Origin of the sequence: Kribbella catacumbae DSM 19601 (assembly GCF_000372465.1) — a bacterium.
In the GTDB taxonomy this organism is placed as follows: Bacteria; Actinomycetota; Actinomycetes; order Propionibacteriales; family Kribbellaceae; genus Kribbella; species Kribbella catacumbae.
This window is the reverse complement of sequence record NZ_AQUZ01000068.1, coordinates 23,129-43,853: the sequence shown is the minus strand read 5'-3', so window position 1 is coordinate 43,853 and position 20,725 is coordinate 23,129. Positions and strand designations below refer to the sequence as shown.

General features: G+C 67.9%; 15 protein-coding genes and 1 rRNA gene. 6 read left to right on the top strand and 10 right to left on the bottom strand.

What is annotated here, in order from left to right; genetic code table 11:
- The first annotated feature begins 158 nt into the window (after positions 1 to 158).
- A 5S ribosomal RNA gene (gene rrf, locus A3ES_RS0140065) occupies positions 159 to 276 on the top strand.
- 148 nt (positions 277 to 424) lie between these two features.
- Here the strand turns inward: rrf and A3ES_RS0140060 are convergent.
- Together A3ES_RS0140060 and A3ES_RS0140055 are read right to left on the bottom strand one after the other, a co-directional pair.
- A complete protein-coding gene (locus A3ES_RS0140060) occupies positions 425 to 1,075 on the bottom strand; it encodes a hypothetical protein (protein ID WP_020392478.1) in 651 nt (216 codons plus the stop codon).
- A 246-nt stretch (positions 1,076 to 1,321) separates the two neighbouring features.
- Positions 1,322 to 4,759, bottom strand: a complete 3,438-nt coding sequence (locus tag A3ES_RS0140055) for a coiled-coil domain-containing protein (RefSeq protein ID WP_020392477.1) — start codon at positions 4,757 to 4,759, stop codon at positions 1,322 to 1,324.
- 494 nt (positions 4,760 to 5,253) lie between these two features.
- Here A3ES_RS0140055 and A3ES_RS0140050 point away from each other — a divergent pair, with 494 nt between their 5' ends.
- Entirely contained in the window at positions 5,254 to 6,258 is a 1,005-nt protein-coding gene (locus A3ES_RS0140050; protein ID WP_020392476.1) for a pectate lyase family protein, read from the top strand.
- Between the two features lie 556 nt (positions 6,259 to 6,814).
- Here the strand turns inward: A3ES_RS0140050 and A3ES_RS0140045 are convergent.
- The 5 genes from A3ES_RS0140045 to A3ES_RS0140025 all read right to left on the bottom strand — a co-directional run bounded on the left by A3ES_RS0140045 (position 6,815) and on the right by A3ES_RS0140025 (position 11,441).
- Entirely contained in the window at positions 6,815 to 7,474 is a 660-nt protein-coding gene (locus A3ES_RS0140045) for a hypothetical protein (protein ID WP_020392475.1), read from the bottom strand.
- Positions 7,471 to 8,295 (bottom strand): hypothetical protein, encoded by an 825-nt coding sequence (locus A3ES_RS53165; protein ID WP_202806695.1) that lies wholly within the window; start codon positions 8,293 to 8,295, stop codon positions 7,471 to 7,473. Before A3ES_RS53165 ends, A3ES_RS0140045 begins: the two co-directional genes overlap by 4 nt.
- A complete protein-coding gene (locus tag A3ES_RS0140035) occupies positions 8,292 to 9,482 on the bottom strand; it encodes a hypothetical protein (RefSeq protein ID WP_020392474.1) in 1,191 nt (396 codons plus the stop codon). The genes A3ES_RS53165 and A3ES_RS0140035 overlap by 4 nt, the downstream gene beginning before the upstream one ends.
- 145 nt (positions 9,483 to 9,627) lie before the next feature.
- Positions 9,628 to 10,452: an ABC transporter permease gene (locus A3ES_RS0140030; protein ID WP_020392473.1), complete on the bottom strand. Its 825-nt coding sequence runs from the start codon at positions 10,450 to 10,452 to the stop codon at positions 9,628 to 9,630.
- Positions 10,449 to 11,441: an ATP-binding cassette domain-containing protein gene (locus A3ES_RS0140025; protein WP_020392472.1), complete on the bottom strand. Its 993-nt coding sequence runs from the start codon at positions 11,439 to 11,441 to the stop codon at positions 10,449 to 10,451. Before A3ES_RS0140025 ends, A3ES_RS0140030 begins: the two co-directional genes overlap by 4 nt.
- A gap of 223 nt (positions 11,442 to 11,664) precedes the next feature.
- On the opposite strand from A3ES_RS0140025, the gene A3ES_RS0140020 reads away from it, so the two are divergent.
- The 3 genes from A3ES_RS0140020 (at position 11,665) to A3ES_RS0140010 (ending at position 14,040) form a co-directional block, all read left to right on the top strand.
- Positions 11,665 to 12,471, top strand: coding sequence for a TrmH family RNA methyltransferase (locus A3ES_RS0140020; RefSeq protein ID WP_020392471.1), 807 nt, complete (start codon positions 11,665 to 11,667; stop codon positions 12,469 to 12,471).
- Between the two features lie 74 nt (positions 12,472 to 12,545).
- Positions 12,546 to 13,523: an SGNH/GDSL hydrolase family protein gene (locus A3ES_RS0140015; RefSeq protein ID WP_157631008.1), complete on the top strand. Its 978-nt coding sequence runs from the start codon at positions 12,546 to 12,548 to the stop codon at positions 13,521 to 13,523.
- A gap of 157 nt (positions 13,524 to 13,680) precedes the next feature.
- Positions 13,681 to 14,040 (top strand): iron chaperone, encoded by a 360-nt coding sequence (locus A3ES_RS0140010; protein ID WP_020392469.1) that lies wholly within the window; start codon positions 13,681 to 13,683, stop codon positions 14,038 to 14,040.
- On the opposite strand, the gene A3ES_RS0140005 is transcribed toward A3ES_RS0140010, so the two are convergent.
- Both A3ES_RS0140005 and A3ES_RS0140000 read right to left on the bottom strand, forming a co-directional pair.
- Positions 14,023 to 15,246, bottom strand: coding sequence for an SWIM zinc finger family protein (locus A3ES_RS0140005; protein ID WP_083933998.1), 1,224 nt, complete (start codon positions 15,244 to 15,246; stop codon positions 14,023 to 14,025). The two genes, A3ES_RS0140010 and A3ES_RS0140005, sit on opposite strands and share 18 nt — an antisense overlap.
- The gene (locus A3ES_RS0140000) at positions 15,239 to 18,100 is read right to left on the bottom strand and encodes a DEAD/DEAH box helicase (protein WP_237745185.1); all 2,862 of its coding nucleotides are present in this window, start codon (positions 18,098 to 18,100) and stop codon (positions 15,239 to 15,241) included. Before A3ES_RS0140000 ends, A3ES_RS0140005 begins: the two co-directional genes overlap by 8 nt.
- A 130-nt stretch (positions 18,101 to 18,230) precedes the next feature.
- On the opposite strand from A3ES_RS0140000, the gene A3ES_RS0139995 reads away from it, so the two are divergent.
- Positions 18,231 to 19,205 carry a zinc-binding dehydrogenase gene (locus tag A3ES_RS0139995; protein ID WP_020392466.1) on the top strand — a complete coding sequence of 325 codons (975 nt, stop codon included), beginning with the start codon at positions 18,231 to 18,233 and terminating at the stop codon, positions 19,203 to 19,205.
- 98 nt (positions 19,206 to 19,303) lie between these two features.
- Here A3ES_RS0139995 and A3ES_RS0139990 read toward each other — a convergent pair whose 3' ends face one another.
- A complete protein-coding gene (locus A3ES_RS0139990) occupies positions 19,304 to 20,515 on the bottom strand; it encodes a GGDEF domain-containing protein (protein WP_237745184.1) in 1,212 nt (403 codons plus the stop codon).
- Positions 20,516 to 20,725: the final 210 nt, after the last annotated feature.

The following is a 20,725-nucleotide window of genomic DNA, read 5'->3' as shown; positions in this document are numbered from 1 at the left end:
TTGTCTCAACACCACCATGTGTGGTCAACAAGAGACCCTGCTGCTGAAAACATGTACGCGTCCACTATACGGTTCCCGAAATACGGTCAACCCCAGCCCGAACCCCCCCCAGGGGTTTCGGTGACTCGCACGGTGGTTGGTTGATATTTCTATAGAGTTACGGTGACCATAGCGTCGGGGAAACACCCAGTCTCCATTCCGAACCTGGAAGTTAAGCCCGACAGCGCCGATGGTACTGCGACCGGGAGGTCGTGGGAGAGTAGGACGTCGCCGGACATTCACACTGTTAAGGGCCACCCACACCGGGTGGCCCTTAGCATTTCCCCCACTTAGGTCCTCGGCGCCCGGAGTTGATCAGCTCTCTGCGGCTTCCAGCGCCGGCGGCCAGCAGTCGGTCGCGTCTCCGCGCTGCCCGATAGGGCGGTTAGTCCTCGGGGCCGATGCCTACCAGGGCTGCCGCGGCGCAGATGTGCACTGGCGTCAGATCTGCCGGGGCAACAGGCGCCTGCAGGAGAGTGCCGCGTTCGAACGGCGTGAGGTTGATGTCTATGCCATGAGCGCCGGCCACCAAGCCCCGGACATAGGTCAGCCAGCCCATCATCGGGATGCCGCGGCGGAAAACGCCGGCGGCCGCGGCCAGTTCGGTGTCGGCGATGCTGGCCCATTCGGGTTCCCAGATCGTGACGACGGCGCGCAGTACCTGGGCGAAGCGTTCTGACTGGATCAGCGCGTCCTCGTCGCTCCAGTGCAAGGTGAGCTGGTCCGAGACTGTGGTGAGGGTGCCGCCCATGGAGAGGTCGAACAGCCAGGGGAGTTCACCGGCGCTCTGCAGATGCAGGCGGGTGGTACTCGAACCGTTCGACAGGACCTTGGTGGTCGCCTCGACCATTTCCTGGAGCGGCGTCGAGGCATCGGCCTCGAGCACGTGGAAGCCCCAGCGCTCGTCCTGCGTCCACAGGTGGACCTCCGGGAACGCCACTGCCACCGCGGTCAGGGTGCGCCCGACGCGGAGTGCCCGGTGTTCGACCGATTCGTCCCGGTGAGCCCACTGGGCGCGTAGTAGCCAAGATGCCATCTCACGCCCTCCGCTCAGCTGCCGGCTGGACCTGTTCAACGGACGGTACGCCGAACGGCGAGGGGTTGGCCAGAGCTCCGCCTACTCCGTGTGAACAGCTGGGGCGGGCCGGAACGCCCATCTGCTGACACCTCACCGCTCCAGTGTGAAGGAGCCCCAGGTCAGACCCGACCACCGGGGTCGGTTTTCCGCAGCGTCTCGCCCAAAACCCGCGTGTTCCAGCGGCGAGCCGTACTCCGGCCGCGCTCAGCCCGCCGCCCCACTCGCCTCGTCGACGGCGCCGCCGCCTGTCTCGCCGGTCGCGTCGCTCGGGTCTGCCGCTTCGGCATCGACCCGCTTGACCGCGTTAGCAGACTTGCGCCGAGTACCCGACTTGGGTGCACGCCCGGCCGAGTCCACCCCACCGCCATTACCGCCTGCGACAGCTGAGCCCGAACCGTCTGAAGCCGTTGAGCGCTGAGCCTCCGCCGAGACCGCTGGTTCAGAGCTCGCGGCAGCCGTCGACACCGCCGACTCAGAGCTCGCCCCAGCCGCCGACGAAGGCAACGTGCCGTCTTCGGAGTCGAGAGTCAGCGTCGACAAGTCGAGCGTCGGACGAGGCCCTCGATAGGACTCGAGCCACTCGCGAAGGAGCTCCACCCGAGCCGTGTACTCCTCGTTCCCCTTCACCACCGGCGCCTGGTTGTAGGCCATCGTGTCGGAGGAACGCCGGAGCTTCACGTACAGCCGGGACGACGACAGTGCGTAGCGCTCCATATCGTCCTGGAGAGCACCGATCACCGTGATGTTCCGATCACGGCCGATCTGCTCGAAGAGAGCCACAGCCTCGCGCCGGTGCTGCGAGCCGAGGTTGCGGCCGAGCTCATCCAGGATCAGCAACAACGGCCGGTCGCTACCTCCGGCGAGGGCGGCAGCGCATACGAGCTTGACCGCCTTCTCGTCCATCTGCGCGGTGTTGCCCTTGACGTTGAACGCCGAGAACGGCCCGCCCTCGGAACGCCGCCACTTCGGCGTGACCGTCCAGCGCCACGGCTTGTCCGGCTCGGCCGGCGGGTCGGGCTCCGGGTACTCGAGTTTCGCCCCATAGCCGCCGTACTGCTGGTCAAGGCGGTCGAACTCGGCCGACACCAGCCGCAGCCGCGCCTTGATGCCGTCGGCCAGGGAGGAGCGGTGGGCGCGCGCCGTGCTCTCGGCCTCGCCGAGTCCCTCCCGGGCCCGCTCCAGAGCAGCATTGCGTTCGGCACGCTGGCTGGCGATCTGCTGTTGCTGCAGGCTGTCGAAGGTCTCGTGCTGCGCCAGGTGGCTCGCGAGCGTTCGCTGCAACGCGGGAACCAGGGACACGCGCGCTCCCAGCGTCCCGTTCGACCACCCGTCAGGGCCGTTGAGGATCTCCCACAGCTCCGACGGGATCTCCTCCCGCGATCGCGCGTTCGGGAAGCATCGGCGTACGACGTCGTCGAGTTGGGTGCACGCCTGGTGGTTCCAGTCGGCCGTCGTACGGCGCTGGGCCGCGTCGTCCGGCAAGGCGACCAGGAACTCGGAGGCCTCATCGGCGCTGCCGCCCCAAGCAGTTGTCCTGGTGACCAGGTCGAGGCCGGTCTGCTCCTCCAGCAGCACGAGCCGTCGCCCGGCGAGGTCGTCGAGGATGCGGTCGTGATCCCGGCGAGTGGCCTCGAGGTTCTTCAACCGCTCATCGCGGACGAGCTGCTGCCCGGCGGCCGCCTCGGCAGACTCCTTGGCCGCCTGGAGAGCGGGAGCGAGCGTTTCGCGGTCGGTCTCGTGCTGATCGTTCGACTCGCGAAGGGCGAGGATCTGCTCCCGTACGTCGGCGGCGGTACCCAGCGCGCGGGCGGCCGCAGTACGGCGTTCGGCCTGGTCGACTCGAGCGCGTGCCTGGTCAAGAGCGGCTGATGCGTCCGCGCGAGCCTCCACGGCACCGTCGAGGCGACGGCGGGCGGCCTCGATCCGAGCAGTGCGACCGGTGATCGCCTCATCGAACTGGCCGACGGCGACCACGCCGGCGGCATCGTCGATGATCTCCTTGGCCGAGCGGGAGGCCAGCGCGGCAAAGAACCCGCCCAGCTTGAAGCGCTTGTCCGCCGACGCGGGACCATCCTTGAAAGCAGCGGCGTCAGGCCGATTGGCCAGCACCAGCATGAACCCGGGATAGCCGGCGTCACTCAGAGCCGACGTCGCGAGCGCGACATCGGCCGCGTCGACGACAACAGCTTCCCGGTACGGCGCCAGCCGCGGCTCCCACTCGGCACGGTCGGAGGTCGCGAGCTCGGTGATGTCGGTGAGCGCGCCACAGTCGATGCCGGCATTCGCCAGTACCTGTTGCTGCGGAGCCGAAACGGTCTGGCCGCTCTCGGCCTCGCGCAGGTCAGCTGTCGCCTGATCCACGAAGGAGCGCGCCGCGTGATCCCGCCCGATGTGCTCCTCGAGCACAGCGCGGGCCTCTTCCTGTTCGTCCGCGGCAGCGGCGAGGTCGCGTCCGTCGGCCGAACGCCCGGCCTCGAGCAGCCGTCGATGCTCCTGCCCGAGCCGCTCGAGCTGTTCGCGGACCGAACGCTGAGCAAGATCCAGCTCACGATCGCGGGCGTCGAGCTTGTCGCGCTCCTGCCGAGTCAGCTGGACGTCGCGCAGCAGGTTCTCCTCGCTGCCGAACGCCTCGATCTCGGTGTCGATGGTCTCGCGCCGCGCTTCCTGCTCGGCCACCCGCTGGTCGAGAACACCCAGCTCCTGCACGATCTCGCTGTTCCGAGCATCGCCGTCGACCAGATGCCGCGCACACCGAGCCCGCCACGACTCACGAGCAGCCGCGAGGGCTTCGCGAGCCGCTGCGCGTTGCAGGATGCCGGCCTCGACAGTGGCCATCTCCTGCTCCCACCGCAGCAGATCGGCCGTCGCCTGCTTGGTCGCTTCTCGCTGCGTGTGCTCGGCGGAGCGGTGCGCCTGCTCCTGCTCCAGCTCGTGGTCGAGGCCGGTCAGCGTGGCTATCGCGTTGAAGATGCGGGCCGGGCCGAGTTCGTTCAGGGGCTCGGCGAGGAGGTTGGCCGTTGGCGACGACCTGACGGAGGTCGACAGGAACGACACGCAGCGGACCTGGCCGCCGTACAGGACGTTGGAGAGCTTGTTGGCGTGGAAGTCGGTGCGGCCGTTGGAGTGGGGGAGCGCCGCCCAGAGTGCGTCGGCGCCGGCGGCCCGCTCGGCCTCGGTGGCGCCGTACGGGACGTGCAGCCCGCTCTTCCAGCGCAGATCCAGGTACGACGCTTTGCGGTTGATCCTGATCCAGACGGTGATCGCGGCCGCCTCGATCTCGGCCAGCTCGGTCAGGTCGGGATCGGAGAAGACGCCGACGATGTAGCCGCGGTCGACGTTCGACCAGCTGCCTTCCTGGCCGGCCGCCTCGGCGGTGAAGAGCAGCTCGGCGGCGCCGGGCGCACCGCTGGTCAGCCGCCACTGGTCGTCGGCGTGCAGGAGCGAGAGCGCCGCGATCCAGGAGGACTTGCCGGCGCCGTTGGAGTCGACCGGACCTTGGCCGGCGACGGTGACGAGGCCCTGGCCGACCATCGGGATCGGGTGCGTCGACAACCGCGACAGGTCGACGACCTGGACGCCGAGCAGCACCTTCGAGCCGAGGATGTCGAACGGGCCGTCCTCAGCCGGGGCGGGGGTGCTCATGGCGTTCCTATCTGGTCTGCGGTCGGGGACTCCGGGTGCGGGCGACTCCACGTCCATCCGGCCGGAAGAACCGACCTTATCCAGTGGGCGCGGGCTGGGCCGCATCGGCAGGCCGGGATCGATCGCGCCCACCGGCCGGCAGCGCCGGACGAGCCCCGGACAAGGCCTCGGACGAGCCTCAGACAAGGCCTCGGATGAGCCCCGGAAGAGGCTCGGAAGAGCCCCGGAAGAGGCTCGGAAGAGCCCCGGAAGAGGCCAGAACGAACCGGTTCAGCGGGGTTTCGGCAACTCCCTGCCGAATCGAAGATTGTCGAATATGTAACCGGCCGGTCACTTGCTGTTGACGTCACTGACGGCCCTGGCTACCTTGCATTCCGAGGAAAGCGTTTTCCAAACCGGGTAGAGCGCTCTACCCACTCAGTCCATCCACTGGTACTGCGGGTCCGGACGCGGGTCGCGCAGAGAGTGGGCTTCGAACCCCTTGGAGGTTCCTCGTGACATCTTCCGCCCTCACCTCGACCCCGCCACGCCGCCCGTTCGGCCGCGTCGCGACCGTCATCGCCGCCACTGCCGCGCTAGTCGCGGCCGGTTCCGTCACCAGCATCGTCACCGGCGCCGTACCGGAGGCTGCCGCCTACACCTTCGCGTTGGAGGGATGGGCCACCCAGGGTGGTGGCACGACCGGTGGCGGCAGCGCCTCGCCGGTCACTGTCACAACTCAGGCGGCGCTGATCAGCAACATGCAGGCGAGCGGCGCGCGCGTCATCCGGGTCTCCGGCACGATCGCGCTGCCCAGCGGTGTGACCAAGGTTGCGTCCAACAAGACCATCATCGGCGTCGGCAGCGGCGCGACGATCACCTCCGGTGGGATCAACGTCAGTCAGGTCAGCAACGTCATCATCCGCAACATCAACTTCAAGAACTGGAACGACGACGCGATCAACGTCCAGTACTCGAGCCGGGTCTGGATCGACCACAACAACTTCAGCAACGGGTACGACGGTGCGGTCGACATCAAGCGCGCTTCGGACTACGTCACCGTGTCGTGGAACCGGGTCTTCAGCCACGACAAGTCGTTCCTGCTCGGTCACTCCGACGACAACGGCGGTGAGGACCGGGGCAAGCTGCGGGTCACCTACCACCACAACTACTTCGACGGCTCCACCCAGCGCCACCCGCGGGTGCGCTTCGCCAACCCCGTGCACGTCTACAACAACTACTACCGTGCCAGCAGCGGCTACGGCGTCGCCTCCACTGTCGGCGCGGGCGTCTTCGTCCAGCGCAACTACTTCGAGAACGTCAGCAAGCCGGCGGTCGCGCAGACCGGCGACTCGTCCGAGGGCAACCTCAAGCTCGATGGCAACCACCTGGTGGGCTCCGGCGCTCCCGTCTCCCGCAACCCGGGCAGCGTCGCCGCCATCCCTTACAGCTTCACGCTTGACGCAGCCGCCAACGTGAAGTCGATCGTCACCGCCAACGCAGGCACCGGCAAGATCTGAGTCACCGGTACGCCGGACCGCCGGAACCTGGTACTCCGGCGGTCCGGAACTCCCGGAACCCCGAGCATCGGAGTCCCCCCGAACCGCGGCAACTCCGAAACCCGGCACCCGGTATTCCGCAAACTGGTAGGCAGAACCGACGGAACTTTGTAGGCGCGGACGGCTGCGCATGCACGCCACGGCCCCGATGCACCGACACGCCGAGGGAAGCGCTTGCTAGCCGGAGCTGGGTAGCGTGGGCGTCCGGACCCTCCCGGCATCGCGCCCCCGAGGGGCCAACCTCTCGACCGCCGGTCCGAGCCCACCACTGGTGGGCTCGGGCCCCCAACGGTGACCTTGAACAAGGTGTGCCCTGTTCGAGGTCACCAGAAGCTGTTCAAGCCCACTACTGGTGGGCTCGCTCGTCCAGCCGACGAACAAGCCTGCCCAGGCCGCAGTCAGTGGTGCTGGAGGACAAGCTCGGTGCCGCCGTCGGCGGTGACCATAGGGTGTCCGAGGTCGTCACGACTGGCGGCAGGTGCGGGCCGGGCTGCGGTTCAGGCTGGCCGGCTACGGGTCAGGCGGGTGTTGCTGTGGTTTTCGCTGGCTGCTCGGTTCGGGCGCGGATGGCTTCGGCGATTGGGCTCGACGGTGCGGCAGCGAGGATCAGTTGGTCCTGCAGCCGGCGTCGCGCCGCCGGGGTGAGGCGCTGGAGTTGCGGGCCGGGGATGTAGCTCGGGCCGCCGGAATGGTCGCCGGACAGTTGGATCAGCCCGGCGGCGCGGAGTCGTTGGAGGGCCAGCCGGCGCTCTTCGCTGCTGATCTTGGTGGTGCGGAGTTCGTCGACCGTCGTTGGCCGGGCGGACTTCCAGCTGTCGCCGGTGAGGATGCCTTCACTGCGGGGGATGGCCACCGAGTGGACCAGTACGAGCACGAGGACGGCGCGATCGACGACGGACAACGGCTGCCAGCCTTGCGCGGTCAGCGTCTCTGCGACGTCGTCGGCATAACCGGCGGTCCAATGGGTGCCGTCGACCTGGACGAGCGTCCGGCCGATCAGTTTCAGCATCTTCTGCACCTGGCGGCGCAGGGTGACATCGCGCAGACCGGCTAGCTGAACCTCGGCGACCGGGTGGGCGGCGTACTGGACGGCGCTGAAGGCAGCCAGTACTTCGTCGCGGCTGCGGTCGCTCAAGTCCTGCAACAGAGAGTCGAAGAGAGCATGCTGCTCGGTCATCTGTCCTCCTCGGTTGCGGCCGGCGAGGAAGGGGCAGCGTCAGTCGCAGCAGGCTGCTCCGAGGTCGCGTCGGACGGCGGCGTCGTGAAGGGCGCAGCGTCGGGCGAGGCAGCGTCGGACCCAGGCGCGGTTGCGGACGCGGCGTCGGACGGGCTGGGTGAGGCCGCGTCGGATGGAGGTGTGGTGGGGGACGCTGCGTCGGGCGAGGTGGGTGCTGCGTTGGAGGGGAGAGGGTCTGGGGTTGGCTGGGGTTGCTGCTTGGGAGCCAGTACTGCGGGTGGCGGGTCCGGCAGGATTCGGCAGAGTTCGCGGAGGCCGGTCAGTTGGGATGCGCCCCAGGTGATGACTCGGGGGCCTAGGCGGACCTCGCCGGCCTTCTCGTTCCAGAGGAGCCAGCTGGTTGCGTGGAGACGGCGGAGGCTGCCGATGATCAGGGTGAGATCGCTCGACTGCTCCGGCCGGCCGCGCAGACCGGCGTACACGGCTTTGATCTGGGTGAGTGTGCCGACGACCCCGGGCCACGCGGACCCGCTGCGATCCGGCCAGCAGCAAGCGACGCAGATCGCGAGCACCCGGGCCGTCTCGTTCGGCTGCTCGACAGCCACCGGAGGCATGCCGAGCTCTTCGAGAACCCCATGCCCGGCACCATCCGGCAGCGTCGGCAGCATCCAGACCGACGCCCCATCAGGCTCGGCCGCGCGCGTGAGCCCTGAGACCGGCGGCGTATCCGGCGAAACCTGCAGCGGCCCGGCCGACTGCACCTTCGCCCACCACAGCGCGTTGTAGCTGCGCCCGCTCTCCACAACCTCGGGCGTGCTCATCTCGCCACCCGCCTGAACGTGCCCTCGGTCGCCCACGGCGTCCCCGCCGACGGATCGATCCGCATCCCGTCGCTCCACACCAGTTCGTAGTCGAGCTCGTCATGCAGATGAGCAGCCGTCAACTCGGCCAGCACCCGCCGCGCGGTCACCCAGTCACCAGCGTCGTCCACAACCTCGACGATGCTCACGCTGGACCGCCCGGCCAGGATCCGCTCAGCCTGGGCCCGCAAGTCCTCGCGATCAGTCGCGGCTGCCGACTCCGGCGCGTCCGTCTCCGACGAAGGCCGAGGCGGCGCCATCCGCGCAGTACCGGTACGGCGCCCGGACTCGACCGCCTCCAGCATCCCTTCCGGCGAGAAGTCCGGCGCAGCCGCATCAAAGAGCAACCCGTCCAAAACGCCGGCCAGTACTTCGGTATCGCTGCTGCGCGTAAAGGTCAGCCAGGTCTCGATCGGCAGCAACCCCAGCGCCCGCGTCGTACCGGCTCTCTCGACCAGCCGGCCGGCCGCAAGCTGAACGGCATCGGCATAAGCGGCCAGCGACATCCGCAGTTGCGTGCACACCTGATGCAGAGTCGGCCACCGGTCGAGCACGATCCGGTGCACCTTCTCGGCTTGCTCGATCAGCCGCTCGTTGCCCCAGGCGAGCTGCGCGTTCTCCCGCAACTGCGCGGTCGTGCTGGTCGACACCAGGATGGACAGTTCGTTCCCCAGTAGCCGGAACACCTTCGTCAGCCGCTGGATCGACGCCTGCCCCTGCTCGGCGACAGCCCGCGGATCGCTCACGCTGTGTGCCTCGAGCGTCAGCAGCTGATGCAGCTCGGCCTGTCCGCCCTGCACTGACATCCGTTTGAGGAACATCAACATCACGTACGGCGCGAAGGCCGCTCGGTGACGCAACTCGTTTGGCCGATCCACCAGCTTGGTGATCGCGCCATACTGCCGTAGTACGTCGAAACGCCGCACGATCACGTCATGCGGATAGCCGCGACAGGCGAGTGTGGCCTGCTCGACGGTCAGCCCGTCGCTGCCGGCCTCGGCGAACGCGTCCAGGATCGCCTGGTCCACGTCCAGCAGGTCGGGATCGACGATCATCGCGCCGGCCTCCCGGGCGAGCACGGCGAAGACCTGCCGGTAGACGCGCAGTACGGCCGCTTCGGCCTCCGCGTCCAGCAACGTCGCGTCCATCGCGAATCTCCTCCCGTGGCCCGGCCGCCTCGAAGACAACCAGACAACGGACTTTATCCACGCGGGCCGACGGATCGAAATCGGCCCCGACCGGCCTGTGGACAACTGGTCCAGGCGGGCCGGTCGAGGCAGAAAACGGAGCGGACTAGTCCCGCGAGCGGCGGCGGAAGGCTGCCAGGGCGAGGGGTGCGAAGACGGCAGTAAAGAGGATCGACCAGGCGATGGAGGCGAGCACCGGGTGCTGGAGCGGCCATTGGGCGTCTGCTGAAGGCGGCAGGCCGTTGCCCCACAGGTCACGGCACGCCGCGGTCAGGGCCGACACCGGGTTCCACTCCGCGATGACTCGCAGCCAGGTCGGCATGTCCTGGGTCGGCGCGAAGGTGTTGGCGACGAAGGTGAGCGGGAACATCACGGTGAACATGAAGCCGTTCACCGCTTCCACCGAGCGCATCAGCGACCCGACCCAGATGCCCAGCCAGATCATCGAGAAGCCGAAGAGCAGCAGGAGCAGGTAGCCCAGCACGCCGTTGATCAGCCCGTCGCGGATCCGCCAGCCGATCAGCAGGCCCGTCACGCTCATCACCACGATGCCGATGCCGGAGTGGATCAGGCTCGACAGACTCCGGCCGACGAGCACGGACGATCGTGAGATCGGCAGCGACTTCAGCCGGTCGACGATCCCCTTCTCCAGGTCGCTGGTGAGCCCGAGGGCCACGATGGCGGAGGAGAAGATGATGGTCTGCGCCATGATGCCCGGCAGCAGGAACTCCCGGTACGACGTACCGGGCACGTCGATCGAGCCGCCGAAGACGTAGGCGAACAGCAGGACGAACATCACCGGCTGGATCGTCACGTCCAGCAACATCTCGGGCATCCGCCGGATGTGCAGGAGATTGCGCCAGACGACGGTCAACGACTGCTGCAGCAGGCTGCGCTGATGGATCGGCGGCCTGGTCATCACGGCGGTCATCGGACGGCCTCCTGCTCGGTCAGAGCCTCAGTGGTGTCGCTGTCGGTCTGCTCGGCGCGGTGGCCGGTCAGGTGCAGGAAGACGTCGTCGAGGCTCGGTCGTTTCAGGCCCAGATCGTCGATCTCGATCCCGCTCTCGGCGAAAACCCCAGCGATCCGGGTCATGTCGCCCAGGCCGGAAGCAGGCGCTGTGAGACGCCGGCTCACGTCCTCGACGTGCACCTCGGTCGTGTGCTGTCGCAGGAGTTCGGCGGCGCGCGGCAGGTCGGTCACCGCCGAAACGGTCACGACCACGCTGGCTCGGCCCGCCTCGTCCTTCAGCTGGGTCGGCGTACCGGCCGCGATCACCTTGCCCTTGTCGATCACGATGATCTCGTCGGCCAGATGGTCGGCCTCTTCCAGATACTGAGTCGTGAGCAGCAAGGTGGTGCCGTCCTTGACCAGGCCGCGGAGCACCTCCCACAGGTCCGCGCGGCTGCGTGGGTCGAGCCCGGTGGTCGGTTCGTCCAGGAACAACACCGGCGGCGAGGCGACCAGACTGACCGCGAGGTCCAGCCGTCGCCGCATTCCGCCCGAGTAGGTCTTCGCGATCCGGTCGGCCGCATCGGTCAGCAGGAACCGCTCGAGCAACTCGTCGGCCAGCTTGTGCAGATACTTGGTCGGCAACCCGTAGAGCCTGCCGACCAGCCGGATGTTCTCCCGGCCGGTCAGCAGTTCGTCGACGGTGGCGGACTGACCGGTCAGGCCCATGCTCCGCCGTACCCCCGCGGGTTCCTTGATCACGTCGTAGCCGGCGACCCGGCCGGTGCCGCTGGTGGGCACGCTGAGTGTCGTCAGCATCCGCACGGTCGTCGTCTTGCCGGCGCCGTTGGGACCGAGCAAGCCCAGCACTGTTCCCTCCGGGACGACGAAACTCACCCCGTCGACGGCCCGGTTCGTGCCGAACTGTTTCACCAGATCTATCGCTTCGACTGCAGGTCCGTTGGACATGGACCCCACCCTAAATTGCCCCACCGACAATTGCCCGAGCATTCGACGCCAGCCGAAAACCTGATGACGCCGGGGCCTGCGTTTCCTACCATCCGAAGCATGATGAGACTGCTCGGCTAGCGCGTCCTCAACGCTCTAGCCGACCCCCAGCAGCTGTACCGGTGCGGGCGACCCAGGCGGTCGTCCCCGGGCGGCTTGCTGTTCTCATTCACCGGAGTCACCCATGGCACCGTCACGTCTCGATGCCTTGCCGATCGGCGCGCAGCACCCGCGAGTTCGCGAGCTGCTGGCCGTTCGCAAGGATTCCGTCCCCGGCCGGATCCTGGTCGAGGGCAATTGGGAGCACAGCCAGCTCCTCACCACCCCGACGACCATCGACGCGCTCTACTACTGCCCTGAGGCAGCAGAAGACACCAGTACTGCGGAACGCGTCGCCGCCCGAGCCCGTGAGGTCTACCGGATCTCGCCGAAGCTGCTCACCCGGGTCGCCCGGCGAAGCAGATCGGACGGCCTCGTCTCCATTGCCCGGCTGCCCGTCTGGCAGCCCGAGAAGTTCCAGTTCGACGAGTCGTCCTTGGTTCTGGTCGCGGACGGGGTCGAGTACGCCGGGAACCTCGGCACGCTGATCCGTACGGTCGACGCCGCCCGTGCGGATTGCCTGGTGCTGACCAGTCGCCGGGCGAAGTTGTCCCACCCGTCGGTCTACACGGCGAGCCGCGGCATGGTTCTGAGTACGCCGGTCCTCGAGTTCGACGACATCGCGTCGGCGGCCGAGTGGCTTCGGCGGCACGACTTCGAGGTCCATCTGGCCGATCCTGGAGCGACCGGGAGTTACCGCGTACCGGAGTACAGGGGAGGGCCGACGGCGTTCGTGGTTGGTTCGGAGGGGAAGGGGCTGGACAGGCGGTGGCATGAGCAAGGGTTCGGCGCTGTCTCGATCCCGATGCTCGGCCGGGCGGATTCGCTCAATGTCGCGCTGTCGGCCGGCATCCTCCTGTTCGAAGCCCGAGCCCGCAAACAAGGTTGGTGAAGCCGGGGCGGAGGGGTGGGTTTGGGGGGAGGTGGGGAGAATAGGCCAGGTTGCCGTGAGTTGGGAGTGGAGCTGTGGGGTTTGTGGCGGGCGAAGTGGTGGCGCCGGGGGATCCTCGGGTGGTGCTGGAAGGGCAGTGGGGGCATCAGCCGGGCCTCGCGATCACGGTGAACTCCGGTTCGCGGATCTCGTTCACCTTCAACGGCACGAGTGTGCAGGTGCTGTTCGATGTCGCCGGGCTGGTGACAGCGCCGCACCTGTGGGTCTCCGTCGACGACGGCGAACCTGTGCTGTACGTCGTCGAGCAGCCGGTGATCGAGTTGACCGCCGAGGCCGGTGTGCACAAGGTGGAGATCGTGGTCAAGGACGTCAACGAGCACGCGAACCGGTGGAATCCGCCGTTCGGGTGCGCGGTGGTGTTCGCCGGACTGGTGCTCGACGCGGGCACGCGGCTGCGGTTGAGTGGTCGCCCGGGTGGTCCGCGGCTGGAGTTCTACGGCGACTCGATCACGCAGGGCGTCCGCGCGCTCAGCACGCACTCGGAGTCGGAGGGTGCCGACGGGAGCAAGTCGTATGCCTATCTGACAGCGCGAGCACTCGGCGCATCGGCGTACCAGGTCGGGTTCGGCAGCCAGGGCATCATCAAGCCAGGGAACGGTGAGGTGCCGTCGGGGACGGAGTCGTTCGGCTGGAACTTCGCCGGTTCGCCGGCTGAGCGGGTCGAGCAGCCGGACGTGGTCGTGCTCAACCTCGGGGTCAACGACGCGACGCTCACGGCGGCGCAGTACGGCGAGTACCTGATGCGGGTGCGGGCGGAGTATCCCGGGACCAAGATCGTTGCCTTGAGCCCGTTCAGCGGGAAGCACGCGGACGAGATCGAGGCGGCGGTCAAGGTGGCGAACGCGGCCGGCGATCCGGCCATCCGGTACGTCGGCACCGACGGCTGGATCACCAAGGACGACTGCACCGACGACGTACACCCCACAGTCGACGGCCACGCCAAGATCGCCACCCGGCTAACCGAAGAACTGAAGCTGGATCTCCCCAGCTGACTCAGCATGCCTGCTCCGGGGCACGATCACCCGCGGCCCCGGAACGCCACCACACACCAACCCGGCCTCGGCGGCCTGAATGCTAGGTTGCCGAGCGTGGCCGACCCGGTCGCCGACGGGTTGGCATGTGATGGACGTCCGGTGTCACGATGAAACGATGGCGACCACGGACTTCAAGAGTGTCGACGAGTACATCGCGTCGTTTCCCGCCGACGTCCAGGCGATCCTGCAGCAGGTGCGCGAGACGATCCGCGCCAGGGTGCCGGACGCCGGCGAGAAGATCAGCTACCAACTGCCGACGATCACGATGAACGGCAAGGCGCTGATGTACTTCAGCGGCTGGAAGAAGCACATCGCCGTCTACCCGATCCCACCCGTGGACGACCAGTTGGCGCAGGAGATCGAGCAGTACCGATCCGGCCAAGGCACCCTGAAGTTCCCACTCGCGCAGCCCATCCCGTACCAGCTGATCGCGCGCCTGACCGAGGCCTTCGTCGACTCAAGGACGGCCGAGTAGCTCCGCTGGATCGGGCGATGGTGGTGCGCTCAGCATCCAGTCGTTGAACTGCTTCGTGAACAAGTACCAGAGCCCGTCCGACGCGAGCCGCAGCTGAGCGCGCTCCGCGGTGATCCGATTCCCCTCGACCACTCCGTCGAGCGTGTCCAGCCCTTCCGCCATGGCCTGAGGGTCGACGTCAATAGCCGGCTCGACAGCAGCCGCGAGACCACCCGCGCCACCTTCTCGCCACGCGACCGCCCAACTCGTCAACTGCCGAGCGGTCAGGCCCGCTCGATGCGCGAGATCAGCCAATCCCGGCGTACCGAACAGCCCAGCAGCCCGCCGCGCCAGATCCTGATCGCGCGTCAGCCCGAGCCCGCCGTCCCCATCGCCCGAAGCCAACTCCCACGCACGCCGCGCCGCATCCGTCGCCAGCGCGACCAGATCCTTGCCGTCGACACCCGATTGCCGCGGCGGTTCCAGCACCAGTACTGCGGTAGGCGCGCCCGGCTGATTCAGCGGCCGCACTGGCACCGGGATCGGGCCGGTCACCCGAGCAAAAGCTGCCTTAGCCACCAAGCCGACGGGCTGAGGCGCCAGCGCCAGCGGCTCGCCACCCGCCGACCTTCGTGCTCGCAACGCCGACAGCAGCTCGTCCTTCTGCCGACCGCGCAGCAGCAGAAGCTCAAACGGAGCCTCGTCCAACGCATCGGCGATCAGGTAACAAACGGCCGCGGAATGCTTGCAGGGAACGGCGAAATCCGGGCAGTTGCAGTCCGTCCGCACCTCACCCGCTCCCGGCAGCAACTCAAGGCCGGCAGCCTGAGCGTCATCCACCAGTTCCGGCGGCAACTCCCCGTCGAGCAGCGCGGCGACGCGACCGATCTGCGCCGACACCACGTCGAGCACCGCATCCCATTCGGCGTCATCGAACGCGCGGATCTTCACCGTCACCTCGTACGGCGTAACACGGCTGCCCTGCACGGACGCGCGCACCACACCCGGATCGACCACCAACCCGAGGACGCTCCCGCGTCGCGCGTACGACCGGCCGCGTCCGAGCCGATTCGGGTCAAGGCGGGCCCGATGCTCCAACGCTTCCAGCCAGGCCTTACCCCACCAAGTCGCCCCGAACGGCCGCCGGCTTCCCGCTCCCTTCGCCGCCGGAAGCCCCGCGTTTTCGCCCTCCCGACGCCACCCCTGCCAGGGCGTCCGCTCATTCACCGCCCACCACCCCCACCGCAGACGACGCGCGGCCCACCGCTGAGGGGTTGTATGCACTCGCCGCGCCCGACCTAGCCGGAGTCGTCGACAGCTCCACCAGTTCGCTGAGCTCCGTATCCGACAGCTCGCTCAGCCACGCCTCGCCCGAGCCGACCACCGCATCCGCCAGCTCGCGCTTCGCCGCAAGCACAGTGGAGATCCGGTCCTCCAGCGTGTTCTCGGTGACGAGGCGATGCACCTGCACCGGCCGGTCCTGCCCGATCCGGTACGCGCGGTCGGTCGCCTGATCCTCGACCGCCGGGTTCCACCACCGGTCGTAATGCACGACATGGGTCGCTTTGGTCAGCGTCAGCCCGACGCCGCCAGCCTTCAACGACAGCAGGAAAACCTGTGCCTCACCCGCCTGGAACTGCTCAACCAGCTGCTCCCGCTTCCGCACCCCGATCCCACCGTGCAGGAACAGCGAACGAACCTGCCGAGCCGCCAAGTGAGCCTCGATCAGCCGGCACATCTCGACGTACTGGCTGAAGATCAGCACCGACTCGCCCTCAGCCAAAATCACATCGAGCAACTCATCCAACGCTGCCAGCTTCCCCGACCGCCGGGGGAGCGGACCCGGCTCATGCAGGAACTGCGCCGGATGGTTGCACACCTGCTTCAACTGCGTGAGCAGACTCAGCACCAACCCACGCCGCGCCATCCCTTCGGCGTCCTCGATCTTGGCCAGCGTCTCCTTCGCAACAGCCTGATAGAGCGTCGCCTGCTCCGTAGTCAGCGGTACGACGACGTCGTGCTCGGTCTTCTGTGGCAACTCCGGCGCGATCCCGGGATCACTCTTCCGCCGCCGCAACAGGAACGGCCGGGTCACCCGCGCCAGCCGCGCCGTCGCCTCCTCGTCGTGATACCGCTCGACCGGTACTGCGACGTCGTGCCGAAAACGATCCAGCGTCCCGAGCAACCCCGGTGCCGCCCAATCCAGAATCGACCACAGCTCCGACAACCGGTTCTCCACCGGCGTCCCGGTCAACGCCAATCTGGTTGCTGCAGGCAACGTCCTCAACGCACGAGCCGTACGGGACAAGGGATTCTTCGCATGCTGCGCCTCATCCGCGACCGCCAGCCCCCAGAAGATCTCACCCAGCACCCGGTGATCCTGACGCACCACCCCGTACGTCGTCAGCACCACCTCGTCCGGAGCCAGATCGGACAAGGAACGCCCAGCCCCGTGATACCGGCGTACCGGAACGTCGGGGGCGAACTTCATCAGCTCCCGCTCCCACGTCCCGAGCAGAGTCGACGGGCACACGACCAGCGTCGGCCCACGACCGCGCTGAGACAGCTGCAGATGCAGGGCGATCACCTGGATCGTCTTGCCCAACCCCATATCGTCCGCCAAGCACCCGCAGAACCCGAGCTCGGCCAGCTGCGCCATCCACGCGACCCCTCGCCGCTGATAGTCGCGCAACGTCGCCCGCAACCCCACCGGCTCGGCCAGCGGCTCCGGCTGCTCGGCGACCCGCAACCGCTCGACCATCGTCTGCAGCGAACCGTCCGCATCGAAGGCGACCAGCTCCCCGTCGATTTCCAGCGAGCCCGTCAAGGCCGCCCCCAAAGCCTCGGCGCCGCTGAGCTTCCGCGATCCATCGCGACGCAGTTTGCTCACCAGCTCCTGATCGATCCGCACCCACCGCCCGCGCATCCGGATCATCGGTCGCTTCGCCTCGGCCAGTGCGGAGACCTCCGCCTCGGTCAGCTCCTGCCCATCCAGCGTCGGCCGCCAGCGAAACGCCAGCAGCTCCGTCAGGCTGAAGTCAGGCCCAGTCACCGCGCCCGGCGAAGGCGTCGCCGCACCCCGCAGCGCCAGCTCGCCCGCGAACAACTCGGCCGGCCACAACACCTCGATCCCCGCGCCGTCGAGTGCATCGCTGTCACCCGCCAGCTCGTCGAGCGCCTCATCTCCAACCGCGACCTCGGCCGGAGCCGCATCCCGCAGCGCGGCGCCGAGTGGCGGCCAAACCCGTGCGCCGCGACGCAATGCCAGCAAGAGATCCGTCTCGGCGCGCTCTCCGAGAGCAGCCAGTACTGCGGGCGGCGCGTTCCACACGTCTGCCACATCCACGAGCAGACTCGGATCCACGCCGCTACGCAGTTGCAGCACGGCCCTGAACTCGGAGTCGTCCTCAGGCGGCTCGATTCGCAGTACCAGTCGTGCGCCGGCCTCCTCGCTCCGCGCGGTCTCCTCGAGCCAAGCCGTCGAGCCGGTCAACTCGATCGGCTCAACCTCGGCAAAGGCCGCCGCACCACCCCGTACTGCGACGCCAGCGGCGGGCGTCCGCACGAACGTGTCGGCGAGCGCATCCCAGAAGGCGCGGACGAGTTGCTCGGGGTCGACGAGCCGGAGTGGCCGGGATCCCTCGATCGCCAGCGCGTGCCCGTACGCCGGCATCGCAGCCGCCAGATTCCTTAACCAGCCGTGGTCCGCGGGATCAAGCGGCGCCACCCGCCAGGCGCCGGACCCTTCCGGGCTCTGGTCCGGCACCAACCGCCCACGCCCGATCAGCCCGATCCCGGCCAAGGCTGCCGCAGCCCAGGCCTGGCGACTGAGTGACTCGCCGCCGGAGTCCATGCCGCCCTCTGGCCTTTGGTCTGCGTGGCCCGACCGCAGCAGAAAGGCGAGTGCGTCCTCCACCCCGAGGGCGAGTGCGGGCACCTGGACTCGGCGTACCTGATCTCCGCGGGGTAGTACCAACTCGACCTTCTCTTGCGCGACCAGACCTGCCGCGCTGAGGTCCCCGTACAGCACCAACCGGCCCGCTCGCGGCGGGTCAGCAGGGTTGAACACGACCTCCAGCACGCCACGAACCCTACCGACAGCCGCCGACATCCCGCGTCCGGTCATCCACAGGCGCCGAGCTTGACCTAAACATAAGTTGAGGTAGCAGTCTGAGCCCGACAACCGACGAGAACGGAACGGAGCCAGGCAGATGCGGGCAGCAGTAGTGACGAAGTTCGGTGGCGCGGATGTGATCGAGGTGCAGGACTGGCCGGAGCCGATGGCCGGTCCGGGGCAGGTGCTGGTCGACATCGAGCTCACCGATCTCATCTTCGTCGAGACAGCGATCCGGAACGGCGAACACGGCGGATTCTTCGACGTGACGCCGCCCTACGTACCGGGCAACGCGTTCGGAGGCACTGTGCGTTCGGTCGGCCCGGACGTCGACGAGCAGTGGATCGGCCGCACCGTGCTCGGCCGGACCGTTGCCTTCGGCGCCCATGCCGAGGTGGGGCTGGCCGCGGTCGACTCGATCGTCGAAGTACCGGGCGAGCTGAATCTCGAGACCGCGGTGGCGGTGTTCGGCGACGGCTTCACCACCTTGCTGCTGGAAAGCCTCGCGCCAAGCCTGCAAGGAAAAGAGGTCCTGATCACCGCCGCTGCCGGTGGCATGGGGGTGCTGCTCGTCCAGGTGGCACACAAGGCCGGAGCGCACGTGATCGCCGCGGCGCGCGGCCAGGCGAAGCTCGACCTGGTCAAAGCCCAAGGCGCCGACGTGGTGATCGACTACTCCGTGCCGGGCTGGGAGAAATTAGTGCTGGAGGCAACCAATTACGAAGGGGTCGACGTCGGGTTCGAAGGCGCCGGCGGCGAGCTCGGCGCGGTGGCGTTCAGCACCGTGAAGGACGGCGGCTGGTTCTCCGCACACGGTGCGCCGAGCGGCGGCTTCGCGGCGTACGACCCGGCCGAGGCCGAGCGCCGCGGGATCACAGTGAAGGGGATCATGGATCTCCGCGCGGACAACGACAAGCTTCCGGTCACCGGCGAAGCCGTCCTGGAGCGGGCGCTGCGAGGCGATCTCGTCCCGGTGCTCGACCGGACCTTCGCGCTGGAACAGCTCGGCGAGGCACACACCGCGATCGAAACGCGGGCGCTGCTCGGTAAGGCTTTGATTAGGATTCGATGACCGCCGGTTAGGTAAAACCCTCCAAGGGGCATGGTTGCACTAATGGCAACCAGCGCCTCGAGGAGGGCTGACCCATGTTTCGCAGTGAGGCGCTACGGTCAGATTTCGCTGATCGGCTGGTCGGAGAACTCACCGACTGTCGGTGGCTGTGGCCGCGCGGAAACGATCGTGTTCCGGCCGGCCCGCTTAGCGGTGAGCAGCGCGTTGTCAGCGGCCAGGACCAGCTGGTCCATCGTCGCAGCCACCTCGGGGTAGACCGCCGCGCCGAACGACGCTGGTACGCCGGTGATGACCGTCTTCGACGTTCCCGTCGTGCTGACTGCGACCGTCAGCGTGGTCAGCCGATCCCTGATCCGCTCCGCGATCTCCAGCACCTCGGTCTCCGAGGCACCGGGCAGCAGTACGGCCAGCTCATCTCCACCGACGCGCGCCACCAGGTCGCCCTGGCGGACCTCGGCACGGACGCTCTCACCAACCGCCTTCAGCGCCTGGTCGCCCGCTGGGTGGCCATAGGTGTCGTTGATCTCCTTGAACCTGTCCAGGTCGAGCATCAGCAGCCCGACCGTACTGCGCAGCGTCTCGGCGCGGGCGAGCTCCGCCGGCACCGCACTGGCCCAGTACGACGAAGTGGCGAGTCCTGTCTTCACGTCCGTCGCGGCGGCCCGCTGGTACTGCGGGAGCAGCAGGTCACGGTGCAGTGCGAGCACAGTCACCATCAGCACGGGGACGACCCATGGGTATGACGTCTGCATCGCCGCGATCGCCACGCCCAGGCCCAGCCCGGCGCAGACCACCAGTTGGTCGGACAGCTCGCCCAGCGCTTCGCGGGCGGTCGCCTCCGGGGAGGCCAGCAGGATCGCGCCGATCACCAGGGCGTAGTTGACCAGCCACCAGGTCGCCGCGGCGGCGATCACGACGAGCAAGGACCAGAACCCGGTCGGGACCCGGGGCGTGACGATCAGGTCGCCGCCCCGCAGCACGGCGGCAGCGGCAGCGCTGGCCAGGATGTAGGTGGACGTGGAGAAGATCTTGCGGTGTGCCACCGTCCGGCCGTACACGCGGAACCACGAGTACAGGTACGAGAGTGCGATCAGCGGGATTACCAGCGACAGCGGCAGCAACAGCAGGCTGGCGAAGACCCACAGGCACTTCAGGTTCGTGTGTGGCGAGGTGTTGGCGGCCATCTCCCGGCGCCGCTCGATCCCACGCGCTGACTCCAGGTGCAGGGTCGAGGCGACCGCCAGGACCGCGAACGCGGCCCACTCCGAGGAGCTGATTCCAGCGTTCGGCCCGGACAGTGTCGAGCTCACGGCCAGTGTGGTAATCGTGACCGCAATCAAATCAACCGCAATCACATATCCCAGCGCGGGGCCTGGCAACGACCAGAGCTTCCATTGCCGGGGTGGCACCCAGCCGCTCCGACCGATCAGAATCATCATGAGCCTCACACAGTTCGACCTGGGCGGTTATGCGTTCATCGTAACGGCCTGTTCACGTCAGGTCACCCCTGTGTCCGGATT

Excerpts from the sequence above, each read along its gene's own strand:
- A3ES_RS0140060 (WP_020392478.1), bottom strand. The coding sequence starts at position 1,075 with ATGGCATCTTGGCTACTACGCGCCCAGTGGGCTCACCGGGACGAATCG.
- A3ES_RS0140055 (WP_020392477.1), bottom strand. The coding sequence starts at position 4,759 with ATGAGCACCCCCGCCCCGGCTGAGGACGGCCCGTTCGACATCCTCGGC.
- A3ES_RS0140045 (WP_020392475.1), bottom strand. The coding sequence starts at position 7,474 with ATGACCGAGCAGCATGCTCTCTTCGACTCTCTGTTGCAGGACTTGAGC.
- A3ES_RS53165 (WP_202806695.1), bottom strand. The coding sequence starts at position 8,295 with ATGAGCACGCCCGAGGTTGTGGAGAGCGGGCGCAGCTACAACGCGCTG.
- A3ES_RS0140035 (WP_020392474.1), bottom strand. The coding sequence starts at position 9,482 with ATGGACGCGACGTTGCTGGACGCGGAGGCCGAAGCGGCCGTACTGCGC.
- A3ES_RS0140030 (WP_020392473.1), bottom strand. The coding sequence starts at position 10,452 with ATGACCGCCGTGATGACCAGGCCGCCGATCCATCAGCGCAGCCTGCTG.
- A3ES_RS0140025 (WP_020392472.1), bottom strand. The coding sequence starts at position 11,441 with ATGTCCAACGGACCTGCAGTCGAAGCGATAGATCTGGTGAAACAGTTC.
- A3ES_RS0140020 (WP_020392471.1), top strand. The coding sequence starts at position 11,665 with ATGGCACCGTCACGTCTCGATGCCTTGCCGATCGGCGCGCAGCACCCG.
- A3ES_RS0140010 (WP_020392469.1), top strand. The coding sequence starts at position 13,681 with ATGGCGACCACGGACTTCAAGAGTGTCGACGAGTACATCGCGTCGTTT.
- A3ES_RS0139995 (WP_020392466.1), top strand. The coding sequence starts at position 18,231 with ATGCGGGCAGCAGTAGTGACGAAGTTCGGTGGCGCGGATGTGATCGAG.